Source organism: Hymenobacter sp. J193 (genome assembly GCF_024700075.1).
In the GTDB taxonomy this organism is placed as follows: Bacteria; Bacteroidota; Bacteroidia; order Cytophagales; family Hymenobacteraceae; genus Hymenobacter.
Genome location: NZ_JAJONE010000001.1, coordinates 569,854 through 582,673, shown reverse-complemented (window position 1 = coordinate 582,673; position 12,820 = coordinate 569,854). Strand labels below are relative to the sequence as shown.

Annotated in this window: 7 protein-coding genes; all 7 read right to left on the bottom strand. The window is 56.5% G+C overall.

The window, feature by feature from the left end:
- Positions 1–32: 32 nt before the first annotated feature.
- Positions 33–1,787 (bottom strand): class I adenylate-forming enzyme family protein, encoded by a 1,755-nt coding sequence (locus tag LRS06_RS02505; RefSeq protein ID WP_257870030.1) that lies wholly within the window; start codon positions 1,785–1,787, stop codon positions 33–35.
- 52 nt (positions 1,788–1,839) lie between these two features.
- Positions 1,840–3,108: an acyltransferase family protein gene (locus LRS06_RS02500; RefSeq protein ID WP_257870029.1), complete on the bottom strand. Its 1,269-nt coding sequence runs from the start codon at positions 3,106–3,108 to the stop codon at positions 1,840–1,842.
- Positions 3,109–3,345: 237 nt separating this feature from the next.
- A complete protein-coding gene (locus LRS06_RS02495; protein ID WP_257870028.1) occupies positions 3,346–6,234 on the bottom strand; it encodes a gliding motility-associated C-terminal domain-containing protein in 2,889 nt (962 codons plus the stop codon).
- A gap of 70 nt (positions 6,235–6,304) precedes the next feature.
- Complete coding sequence (locus LRS06_RS02490) at positions 6,305–6,613, bottom strand: hypothetical protein (RefSeq protein ID WP_257870027.1); 309 nt, start codon at positions 6,611–6,613, stop codon at positions 6,305–6,307.
- Positions 6,610–7,500, bottom strand: coding sequence for a carboxypeptidase-like regulatory domain-containing protein (locus tag LRS06_RS02485; RefSeq protein ID WP_257870026.1), 891 nt, complete (start codon positions 7,498–7,500; stop codon positions 6,610–6,612). The genes LRS06_RS02490 and LRS06_RS02485 overlap by 4 nt, the downstream gene beginning before the upstream one ends.
- The gene (locus LRS06_RS02480) at positions 7,454–12,043 is read right to left on the bottom strand and encodes a hypothetical protein (protein WP_257870025.1); all 4,590 of its coding nucleotides are present in this window, start codon (positions 12,041–12,043) and stop codon (positions 7,454–7,456) included. Before LRS06_RS02480 ends, LRS06_RS02485 begins: the two co-directional genes overlap by 47 nt.
- A complete protein-coding gene (locus tag LRS06_RS02475) occupies positions 12,040–12,795 on the bottom strand; it encodes a hypothetical protein (protein WP_257870024.1) in 756 nt (251 codons plus the stop codon). Before LRS06_RS02475 ends, LRS06_RS02480 begins: the two co-directional genes overlap by 4 nt.
- Between the last annotated feature and the right edge of the window lie 25 nt (positions 12,796–12,820).

Genomic DNA, 12,820 nt, shown 5'->3' with positions numbered 1-12,820 from the left:
ATAACGTCAACCAGAACAAGGCCAGCCAATAGCTACACGTATTCCCGGTCAATCATCTGCAGCAGCTCGTTTCGCACTTTGGCCACGTCGATTTTTCCGGTTGCATTGAGCGGGAGAACAGGCAGCCGCAGAAAATGCTGGGGTACCTTGAAGGTGGAAAGCGAGGTATGCAAGGCCTCCCGAAGCGCCGCAACGGATACGCTGGCCCCGATTTTTTCGGTGAAAGCGGCAGCAACCACCTCACCGTACAGGGCATCGGGCAGACCCAGCACCAGCACCTCCTCAATACCGGGCTGTCGTTTTATCACGCGCTCAATTTCGGCCGGCGCAATCTTCTCACCACCCCTGGAAATAATGCGCTTCAGCCGGTCAGTAATCATGATGCAGTTGTGCGAATCCACGTAGCCTAGGTCGCCGGTTCTAAACCAGCCTTCTGCCTCAATAGGCGCGTGGGTACTACCGGGCACCAGCCGATAGCTGCGCACTAGAATTTCGCCTTCCTGCCCCGCGGGCAGCCATTCGTCCGTATGTATGTCCCGGATGCCTACTTCTACCTGATGGGCAATTCGCCCACCAATACTGGCCGGGGTGCTGGTAAAGGACTCCAGGGGAATTTCACCATCTAAGTAATTCATACTGCGCAGAATGCGCAACAGCAGTGAAACTGCGGTATGGCGGCGGTTGGGTATAAAACAGATTCCATTGGCCACCACGCCGGTTTCTGTGGAGCCATAGCTGACAAAAAAGAAGTATAAATTTTTAAAGCCTTGAATTGCCTGCTCAAGCACATGCGGCTGCAGAGCTGCTGAGGCAAAAAGTACTCCCAACACACTTTCCAGGCGGGTAGGCGAGGCATGCTCCAGCGCCAGTATGGCCTGAACCATGTGGGGCGTACCAACCAGAAAACGGGCTTTCGTCTGGGCAATGGCATCCAGACCCCGCACTGGATTGAACCGGGCCAGCATAGCCAGCCGCGCGTTGCACACCTGCAGCGGCGTAAGCATCATGCCAATGCCGGCCAGGTGATACAGGGGCAAAAGGTTCAGCGCTACGAATCGGTTGACGTAGGCATTGCCTTTTCGGGAAAGAAACGACTGGAAAGCGTTTGGCTTCTGGCTTTTATCAACCGGCTTCCGGCTCGTGAAAGCCGCGGCCGACCGCAGAATAGCTTTGGGCCGGCCGGTAGTGCCGCTGCTGAACAGCAGAAAAGCCGGCTCATAGGCCGTTAAAGCGGCCACATCCATGGCAGGTTTTTCAGGCTCAAGGGGGGCTTTAAGCGCTTCGTAGGGCTGGAACCCCGATGCCGGCTGAACCGGGCTGCCCTGAACAAAGGCCTGCTGCGGAATCCAGCGAGCCTCCGAAAGGGCCTGCCCACCGGTTTGGTCAGCCACCACGTCCGTGAGCTGGGAATAGGCCAGATGATGCTCGGCCGACCCCATGATGAAAACAGCCGGCCGGGCTTCCAGCAGGCAGTCTTTAAGCTCTTCTTTGGTTAGGTAGGTGCTAAGCGGCACGGCCACCCCGCCAGCCGCAATAGCGGCATAAATGCAGATGATCTGCTCGGGGCATCCTTCCATCAGAATAGCAATGCGGTCCTGACGGCGGACGCCCAGCCGGCGGAGGCTGGCTGCCACGGCTTGCACTTCTTTCCACACGAAGCGCCAGGTGCAGGTTTGGTCTTTTTCCGGAAACAGGTAGCAGGGGGTATCCGGGAAATCCAGGGCCCGCTGGTGCAGCATCCCCGGGATGGTGTTGGAATGAAATTGAAGCGCGCCGAGGGTCAGCATTTTGGTGTGGTTCTACAACGCTTTCCCATTCAGGAAAACCCGTTTTTGCGTGTTAAATAAGGCTGCCGGCCTCTATTGGCGTGGCAGCTGGTTTTTCGGATTTTCTGAAACCGCTCCAAAAAGCGTAGGGAGCCAGCCGCCGCCCATTAAGCCAGCCGCCTAAGGGGGTGGTGCGCACCCAGTACTGGTAGGTCAGCAAAGAAATACCGGTAGCGCCGGCCCAGGTCAGCAGAAACTTCAGCAGGGCTGGCAGCGGCAGGTCTATCAGCAGGCCGGGAAGCAGCAACGTGAGGGGCACATGTACTAGATACACCCAGTAAGATGCTTCCGACAGGTATTGAAACAAACCGGTTGGCTTCCTGAAATAGCGCATGGCCAGCCCAATGCTGCCTAACGACAGCAGCCAGATGGCCGGCGCGGCTACTGCCACTTGCAACAGATGCGGCTTTGCTACGGGAGGATGCAGGATAAGCCATGCATACAGGCCGGCCGCGCCTAGTCCCAGACTGGTGTAAAGCCATGCCCGGTCCCGAAGCCGGGTAAGCAGGTGCTTATGCCGGAACAAAAGCCAGCCAAAAACAAAAAACACGAAATAGGCCACCAGGATGGCTATCGGCGGCAGAAAGGCGTGGGTGCCTTCTATGCCCGTTGTAACCTTGTTGGCTGGGCGCATGGGCACCATCGTGAGCCCGGTAATGGCCGCGAGCAGTACTACACCAGCCGGCTGGAGCATTATCTGCTTGAAAGAATTATCTGCCAGATTTTTGATTTTTTGCGGCAGTTGGCGCAGGCCCCGCAGCAGGAGGGTAATGGCCCCGTAAAATAGCATCAGGAAATACAGAAACCACAAGTGCACCAGCCCCATCTGCATCAGTAGCTGGGAAAAGGTGAGGTTGTTTTTCGCCAGTAAAGCGCCCGAATGCAGCTGCTGCACAATGTGGGCAACTCCCTTGGGGCCACCAAGCACCGTAAACGCAGCGCTCAAAACAATCAAGGGAAAAAGTACTACCCAACTCAGGACCAGGGGCAGCAACACCCGCTTTACGCGGTTACGCAGCAAAGCCCGGGTGCCGCGTGCATGCCATATCACGCTGCCGAAGAAGCCAGCCATCACGAAAAAGGCCGGCATACGAAACAGGTGAAGCAGGAAGGCCAGGCCACTCAGCACGAACGTATGGGCCGTGTCGTGGAAGGCTGTATAAATGCTGAACGTCCACGTAGCATAAGGCTGCGCACTATGCAGTACTACGCCCAGCAGCATCATAACAGCCCGTAAGCCGTCCAGCGCAAAATAACGTTCCTGAGGTAGCGCAGGAGGCATTGGAGTAGATAAATAGTAAGCTGCAAAAGTAAGAACTATCCGAAAGCTTATAGATCTATAGATCAGCTTCTGGCCAGATGCACATACAGGATTTAGACCGGGCCAACTCCCCCTGTTGTTCCGTTGTTGGTAAATGCGGTACCTGATAGCTTGACGTTCGTGCCCTTCGGTGCAGCTATGTGCCAATCAAAATGTTGGCCTGGGTTCAAAGACGGCGCGGATGGTGAAAATTCAACCCTAGTGCGCAATAGTGACGTAGCCCTTGTACTGGCGCTGGTTGGTATACCGGATCAGGTAGAAGTACACCCCGGCTGGTAGGCCACCTCCATCCCAGCGGAAGCTGCGGCTACCTGACTCGTACACCTGCTTGCCCCAGCGGTTGAACACCTGGATGCCGGCAAAGCGCTGGGCGCAGTAGTCCGGTGGCAGGGTGGGCAGCTCGAAGAAGTCGTTGCGGTTGTCGTGGTTGGGGGTGAAGATGTTCGGCGGCTCAAAGGCCGTCAGCTCGGGGTTGGCCACGGCAAAGCGTACGGTCTGCTCCCGCGGCTGCGGGCGGCAGGCGCCTTCCTGCAGGGCAAACACCACGGCATACTCCTGCCCCAGCGTTAACCCGCAGCCCGGCGTCCAGCGGAACGTGCCCGTAGCCTCGCCGCCCGTGGCGCGGGCACTGAACTGCATGCCCGCCGCCGCCAGGTCGAAGCCCACTCCCCGTGCCGTGAGCGTGAGTGGGTTGCCCTCCGCATCCCGGCCCGTCACCGGGGCTTCCAGGGTAGTGCCGGGCAGCAGAGTAATGGGCGCAGCCGAGGTGAACAGGGAAGAGGAAAGTACCGGGGCCGTGTTCGGGTCGTCTACCTGCAGCGTCACCACCAGCTCGGTTACGCCCGAGATGCCGCAGGGCAGGTCGGAGGCCGTGAAGGTGAAGGCGTAGCGGGTTTGCCCCGGCGCAGGGCAGGGCACCTGCCAGCGAAAGTGCCCGCCCAGCTGCATCACCCCCGGCTCCAGGGTGAACTGCGCCCCCACGTCCGGGGCACTGAAGCCGTTGCCCCGCATGCGCAACTCCAGCGGATGGTTGTCGGGGTCGGTGGCCAGCACATCGAAGGAGACGACCTGGCCCACGCGCACGGGCAATGGTGTGGTGCTGCTGACGGTGGCCGTGAGCAGCGGGGCCTCGTTGTGCAGGTCAATCCGAATCGGGATGCTCAGGCTGGTGCGTTGGGTGCTGTCGCAGGCCCGGGAGGAAGCCGTGAAGGTAAACACGTACGGCTCCGTGGCCGCCGGCAGGCAGGGCACCGTCCAGACAAACTCCCCGCGGGTGGTCCCTACCCCGGCCTCCTGGCTCAGGCGGGCGCCCAGCTCCTGGGGAGAGAAGCCCTGCCCGCTCACCGCCAGGGTCACGGCATCCTGGTCGGCATCGGTGCCCGTGAGAGTAAAGCGCAGCACCTGGTCGGGGCGCACAACCAGCGGGCGGGTAGCCTCGGCCGTGGTCGTAAGCTGGGGCGGGGCATTCGTCTCATCAATGTCGACGGCCACCACGAGCGTATCGGCCTGCACCCGGGCGCAGGGCGAGGCCGCGCCAATAAACAAAAACTCGTAGCGCCGCTTGCCTCCCAGGGGGCAGGGTACGCGCCAGCGAAAGCGCCCGCGCAGTTCCTGGCCGGCGGTCGTCGTCGTTAGCTCGGCGCCCAGAGCCTGGGCATCGAAGTCCCGGCCCTGCAGCGTCAGCGTCAGCGCGTCCTGCTCCGCGTCGCGGGCAAATACGTCGAAGCTCACCAGCTCGCCGGGTTTGGCCCGCAGGGGCGTGGTGGCCGTGGTGCGCAGCTCAGGCACGGCATTGGGTGGGGCGCGGGAAATAAAGGCCACCTGCAGCGTGTCGCGGCGGGGTAGGCTGCAGCCGTTGTCGGCCACAATCACGTCCAGCAGAAAGACCTTGCCGCCCGTGTCGATGCACTCGGCAAAGCACAGCTCCGAGGCCAGCGTATCAGGCGCGCCGGGGGCCCGCACGGTTCCCTGCTTGAGCGTGAAGGCGGGCAGTGGGCCCCGGAAGTTGACCGGGTGCAGGGACAGTGTGAGGCGGGAGGCCGCGTCGGGGTCGGTGAAGCGCAGCGGCAGGCAGCGGTTCGGGCCCGGCTCCAGCCGCAGCGTGTCGCGGCCGGGTAGGTAGGCCTGCGACTGGTCGGGCAGCCGGGCGGTGAGCGAGGGCGTCTGGTTGGGCGGGCAGTTAAGCACTTTCAGCTGAAAGTCGCGGCGCACCTCGCCCAGCTTGACACCCTGGCGATACTCCAGGCACTTGATGCTGAATACGAACAGCCCGAGCTGGGACGGGCGTACCTGCAGGCGGCCAGTGTGGCGGTCGATGGTCAGGGCCGGAGAGCCCAGGATCTGGGTCGTGGTGCTGTAGCCAGGCAGCCAGCGCACGGGCAGGTAGGGGGCCGCCGTGGGCACGTCGGGCTTGGTATTGGTGTTGTCGGTGCTGCCGTTCAGGGGCGTGGCCAGCTCGTAGACCAGCGAGTCACCGTCGGTGTCTTCGCCCCCGAAATCAAAGTAGAACAGCTCGTCCTTGCAGGCATAGTCGCTCAGGGGCGGAAAGATGCGGGGCGTGGAGTTGAGCAGCACCTGACCGTTGCGCACCACGGGTGGAAACTCCAGGTAGAAGACCTGGGCGGCGTCGCCGGGGCTTTCGATGTTGTTGATAGTGCCGTTGCGGCAGCAGCGCTCCACGGCCGCGTAGTAGCCTTGGGCGTCGGCGTAGGTGGCGGCCGGCAGCTCCACCAGGCGGGTATACACCAGCTTGCGGGTGCGCAGGGAGGAGGCCTCGCACTCGGGGTTGGTGTAGGCTACAAACGAGTCGCTGGTCAGCGGTAGGGATACGGCCTGCAGCAGTTGGTTCGTGCGCTTGGCAAACAAACCCACGGTCAGGTCCTGGTCCAGGGCGTTGGCGTTGCCGTTGATGTCGTCGAAGTACAGGTTCAGCGTCAGACGGTAGGTGTCGCCGCTCTGGTGCTGCAAGTCCAGCTCCCCGCCCACGATGTGCGTGGCCCGGGCCGAATGGGAAAATAGCAGCAATAGTAGGCCGCAGCCAGCCGACAACAGGAAACGAAACAGGGTGACGTGTAGTGGTAGAGGCATAGCACGACGAAAAATAAGCCCGCGTCTTGAGTAGGATTCCGGCCCGGCGCGGATGCTCAACAGATGCCGCTTATAGGACCTTGAAGCGGATAACCGTCTGGACTTGCGGATTACCCGATTCCTGCTTGAATAAAGCCAGCGTGGCGCCAGAGGCTTCCACCATCTGGCAAGTCTCAGGGTATAGAGAGTCCAGCTGCTGCATTGTCAGATAAGTGCTCTTTTCCAAGAGCGGCCACTCGCCATGTACAGTAATCGGGAAACTAGGGTCATAAGTAGTGCCGACAAAGTCCCAGAGGTAGGTGCCATCGATAGCAAAAATTAAGTTATCCCACAGGCAGTTGGGGTAAGCGAGTGTGGCGTAGCCGACAGGCGCATTCACGGATAAGTAAGCGTGGTATTATTCATCGTCGTGAGTTGCGTCCGGGAAGCGGGGAAGACCTCTTTGCCCGTCACCGCATCAATATAGGAGTCGGCGGCCGGATTCTCCTCCATCACCCGGGCCCGGCTGAATTTTCCTACCGGAAAGCCCAGCTCAATCAGTTTCGCATGCGGAATACTATCCAGCCATAGGTTTGGAAAAGGCCCTCCCTCCTTAACGGGCATAGCATAATCATATTCAGTAGGGGTGGGCATATTATCCCCTTTGCGGAAATACACGCGGGCATGGCGAATAGCCGGCTGAGCCGGGGTACGGCCAAAGAGGGCGCCGCCCAATTGCAGATTGATATAGCCTTTGTCGATAGATAAGCTGGTTGTCCAGGTAGGTATCTGCCCCAAGCGAACCGGCTTGTTTAGACTGGTGTTTTCCTGCACCGCCAGTTGCTCGGTTTGGTAGGTGCCATAGCCGTCCTTGCTGATCTGCAGACGATGCTTGCCTTTGTTCAGACCAGTTAGGGTAAAGCTGCCATCGGCGGCAGTCGTAGACGTTGGTCCGCTTGTTTGCCCGAGCAATGATACCACAGCGCCGCTGTTATCCGCCGCCGTATGGCCTTGCTCATCCAGCAGGAGAATGGTGCCTTGTACAACCCCAGATGCATCTTCTTTATCGCAGGCCCAAAGGGTAGCCACCAGTAAACCAAGGAGCAGGAATTTGCCTGGAATAAAAGCTAAATGTTGTGAACGTCGCATGGCTAAGCAGGCAGAATGAGTTAACGAAATAGTGATGAGAAAACTGTGGAAAAGCAGGTATGAGCTAGGCTGTGTGGACATGGCGCATATCTCAAAGGCAGCCTGTATTTCCCAAGGATACCCAGCGGGTTTGGGCATAGGTGGTACTACTAGGATTTATGTCTTTTTCCTCTTTCTGTTTTTCCCCGGTGTAGGTGCCGTTAGCCGTCATGCAACGCGTAGTGCCTGTTTCCAGCCAATTAGGCTCTCGCATCCGGGCATAGTTGTAGGAGCGCTCCGCCAGTAGCTTTTCACCACCAACTTCGCCCCCCGGCCGATAAAAAACTTCTGCCAGCGTCTGCACTACCTTACCGGCAGCGTCGTACTTGTAGTGCGTGAATAGGTTGTTATTATCCAATTGGTAAGTAAGCTGCCGGGTATGTTCATCATACACCGACGCACTCATCGCTGACTGCGCAGGCTGTAGACGGAAGTCGTCAAAATAGATCGTAGAAGCCCCCACATTCTTACAGCCCACTTGCAGCGTTTGGGAGTTTGCGCTCGTGGGAAGCGAGAAGATGAGCGTCAGTAGATACCAGTCACCTGCTTTTCGCGTAGTTGCACTGCCAATGGCGGCCTCTCCTTCCGTCACGGCTACTCCGTTGAGCGTGGCATAGAGGCGGCCATCCGAGGCATTCTGACTATTGAGCCACACACTCACTTTGTATTTACGATTCGCTCTGATATCGTTGGCATCTCCGACTTTAGCCCGGTAGGTGAACCCCGTTCGGTTCGAAGGATCCAGTTTTATGCTGTATTCGCCTGTGTGGGCCAAGTACGCGCCGGTTGCTGTCAGGCCACGGTAGCGGGTGTGGCCATCCCGTACTTCCCCGCTAAAGTGGATAGAGTTACTAGGTAGCGGCTCTGTTGTCTCAGCGCTGGAAAAGGCAAATTCTCCGTATTTGGCGTTAGATACGCTTGCCAACGGCTGCGTATGTTGCCGCTCGTTTTTAGTGCTGCTATAAAAACCATTTAGGTCCAACTGCTCCAACGCGTGGGAATAATGATCATAGCGTACGGTCTGCGAAGTGCGGAGCCAACCAGCTGCTTGACCGGCGGGCAACAATTGATTCCAGTTAAAGTCTTGAAATGCTGCGTACGTGCCGTCCGCGTTCAGGAGTTTGCCTTGCCAGAGGTAGTTTTCATGCTGGCGCCAGATAGGGTTCGCGGCATCAGCTTTATCGGTATACCCATCCGTGGCTGCATCGTACTCCCGATACGTGGCCCAATCGTTTTTCCACGTAGTTACCTGCGCGGCTACTAACGTTTGGCGACCGGCTACTTCTTTATATACATATTCAGCCCCTGCCTGGGCCAACATATTTTTATTGGTTGGATCCAGCGCTTTCAATCCCATCGTCTGGAAGGGAGTGATAAGATAGGCGGGCACTGTCTTGGTGCGGAACGTGGTGCCAAGGGCATCCTTCGAAACGGTTTCCAGCACCTGGCCACTCAGAAAATCGTATTGCGCATTCGTGTTTTCCGACCGGATTCCGTTTGCTATACTCACGGAACTGGCCATGATGGTTGGCAAGTAATGCTTGGTGGTGCGGTTGATGCGGTAATTGGTTCGCTCCAGCATCTCCGTCGTCATGGTGCCCTCTGTGAAGGTGCCTTGATTGCCGATACCATCGGCGTTGGGCACGGCAGAGGAATAGGAGAAGGTAGTAGCTAGTTCAACCTCTCCCCGTTTATTCGATTTCTTCACGGAGATAGGCTGACCAATCTTGCCCATATCTACCACTACCTTGTTGTACTGCGATTCAACCTTCAGACCGTTATTTAGAATTTGGGTACTCTGACTGCTGTTAAATGCCGGGCTCTGAGAAAGCATGGTGCTTTGCGGAGTATGAAAGGAATATTCCTCCCGCTGGTTATAGTCGCTATCTGAGTTATTTTTGAAGGGCCCTCGCAAAACGGTAACCTTACTGTACAGGACTGGGGTATTGGGATAATCATACTGGTTTTCGAAAGCGCGCGGAATGTAGCCTGCTACAAACTGTGGCTCTTTTGCCAGGACCCCGGTGGCTGTTTTACCAGGCAAGTCATCCCGGGTGTAGCGGTACCGAACTTGATAGGCCGTGGCATTCTCATCCGTTGTCGTGATGGCGGCAATGCGGATATCGCCGCCGTAGCGGTTAGCGGCCACCTCCACACTAGCCGACATGCCAAGTGGAGTAAGCTCGCAATAGTCGAATCCGTCAGATTCAGAGCAAAGCGTATTATCGGGCGGATCAGCGATAGTGATAGTAGTGGCTGTAACAGCCGTAATAGTGGTTGCTCTATTGCTGTAATGATCTTTGCATATCGGCTGCTTCGTCATAAACCCGTCTAGATAACAGTTCGGTTGAAAGGTGGCAACACCATTGATAGCAATGGGTTGATTCACTTTAAAATAGTCCCGTAAATCTCCGGTAAACCCGTTGCCGCTCGTAAAGCCGTTGGGGGCTGCTGTTCGTACGGTTAGTAGGGTGCCACAATCGTTATTCGAAAAGCTGATGGCCCGAGTGCCAAACTCAGAAATCTGGCTATATTGGTCCCGCTCGTACTGGAATTTGGTACTACCCCCCAAGGGGTTGATGACTTCCGTCATCGACCAAGCAGCGCCATCAGCTGCCGCCTGGGTGCCATTGACCGCTACCTGATGATTGTTAGTGGTGGCCGTAGCCATGCCACCGCTGGCATACATGCCAAAATAGTCGTATTTCTCCGGTGAGTAGGCGGGGTTGTTGTCGTATTTGAATTTGATGTCCGGAATAAGCTTGGCGTTTTGGGGGCCAAAGACAGATAAACTTTCCAAGGTAAGCTTACCGGTACGGCCTACGCTGGCTTGCGCTGGGTCCATAGAAGGTAGCTGCGTCAGGCTGGGAAAAGAGCTGGGCGTGCCCGGACACAGGCGGTAGCTATAATTAAATTGGATCCGTTTGAGCGCTCGTTTATTGACGTATGCCCGTATGCTGCTGCTAACGTCAAGATCATGGATATCGAGTACTTCTTTGTAGGTGTCCTGGGTATTTTGTTTAACCAACTCAGCTGGGTCGTAGGTTTGGGAATTAGTTTGCGTATCATTTGTCAGAGCCGGGATGGTGATGCTACCGTCGCTGGGCTGCCGAATCCCGTTCACCGTTTTCAGCTTATTCCAATCATCATTATCAAGCAGAATAATTTCATCCAGTCGTAGAGAGGAAGAAGGAGTGGTTTCCGTTATGCCCAGCGTGGTACTGCCCCCTGGGGTGAAATGTCCCCGGCCATCTTTGCGCACGCTCTTCACAAATAAAGCCGTGTAAGTGCGCGTTCTAATGGAGTTTAGATAGTAGGTTTCTTTGTAGCCTTCCGAGTAACTGACGGTGTTCATGTCATCAGGCCGATACGACTTGCCGACATACGGCTGACGCCATTTGTACTGGGAGGCAAACTTGCCGTAATCAAACCTTACCCAGCCGCCCCAATCGTCTTTATCAACCGTGCCGATCTGGCCCCGGTCGACGTAATCAGGCGAAGTAATAGCGGTCAGCAACCACGTGGTGGCATATCCCTGGGTACTTCCTTTTTCGCCTAATTGCGTGGTGGCTACTCCAACGCCTTCCGTAGAGGGAGATGATAACTCCCGGGATTCACTGTACGTGGCGAAGTGATATACTGGCAGGGAATAATGGTAGGTTGTGCCATCTTCTGCCGTAATAGCAAATGCGCCAATACCTTTCCCAGGCTTCGTAATACGCCAGGGGTTGGGGGTGGGGGCTGTTGTTTGCGTACCATAGATCGGCTCCTTATAGCATTCATCCCGGTTGCCATTCGGACAAATCCATTCTCCATAGCCAGTAATTACCTGGGTATTGATAGACTGTGCGGCCGGCTTATAAAACTCCAGAAACTTACTGCCGTCGCCTTCCGGGTTGGCCGTGTACAAACTCATAATCTCATCATTCGAGTACCACTGCACGTGCTTGCTCTGAGCTAAGACCCGGTTGAAGACATCATTGATGATGCCTTTGCGCGCCGGAGCCGTGCGCGTGCCGGGGTAGTCAGCAAAGAGCTTTTGATCGGTGAGCACTAAGCTGTTGGAGGGTACTTCTGTGCCAATACCGGTAGTTAATAAGCCGTTACCAGCGGCGTCCGTCGGTTGATGGTAGTCATAGCTGTTGGAGATGCTGTTTTCGTAGCGGAACCCTACTTTGTAGTCTAGAAAAGGAATAAGGCTGTATTTATCATGCTTATCCGCCATCACCCTGGGGACGGCCAGCGAGCCGACATCCAGTCGTTGCGGGCGAATAGGCCCCGAAATGTTGTCACCCATGACGGAAAAGTCATCATGCGCAATGCTTAAGGGGCGCAGGCTAGCGCTGAAATAGCTGTAATCATAGCTGGTAGTTGGCTGGTAGAGGTCAGCCCCCACTTCGCGCTCAACGGTGCCGTTGGTGCCATAATCCCGGTAATAGGAGAAGGGCATGGCCTTGGCTACTGTGACAGAGCCCCGCTTAATATTGGGCCCGACAGTATACGATTCCTGCTGCTGTTCAGTCGCGGTGCTTACATTTTGGCTCATGTCCTGAAAATACAGAGAGCCGTACATCATCTCAGATTTATTGTCATTATAGAACTGCCAGTAATCTTTGTAATAATAACGGTTATCTATTTTCACTGTCGGGCGGTTAAATCCTCCGCCGGTTTTATCTTTTTACCAAATAAGTTCATGCCATTATTGATAGCATTACCGATACCAATACTTTGCGCTTGCTTTAGGGCTAAATTGCCCACAAACGAGCCAGAAGGAGCAGTGCCAGCGCTGATTATGGTAAGCGCCGCAAAGGCCATTCGTACTGGGTCGACTTCTACTCCCGCTCCTTTGGTGTATTTGATGCCCACCAAGTCAGCCGATTTAAACTTGCTGTTTTCCCAGCTTACACTAGCCAGTCCAATCAGGTCCACCGTTCCTGAGTGCCCGGTTACGCTACTCCAGCCCAGGTCTATAACGCCGGGCAATCCGCCCTTCCAGCCTCGGTCCAGCTTTTTGGAATAGGTGGTGCGATAAGCATAGTTAGAGGCATCATCCGGGTAATTGTTAAGGTTGCGGGCTATGGCCCCTGGGTTGAGTGTCCAGCCCAAACCTACCCAAGAGGCTTCCTGCTCCAGCCGGATACCTGCTTTGTAAGTAAGGGGGAGAGAAAACTGTTGCTCTGAGCCGGGAATGTCCAGCAGCGGAATCTGGTAGGTCATGTCCCCGGTGGTCATATTGACCATATCCGATGCGCCGGCGGGCTCATAGCTGATGAATTCCGGCTGGCCGGGACCCATAACGGCCAGGCTAACAGAAGGTACGAAAATGCTGCTCAGCGTCTGGAGAAGCAGGAAGCAGGCAATTAGGCGGGCCAAGCGTCGGTTGCGGAATAGCATAGTAGTGGAGCGTAGCGGTTGGGTC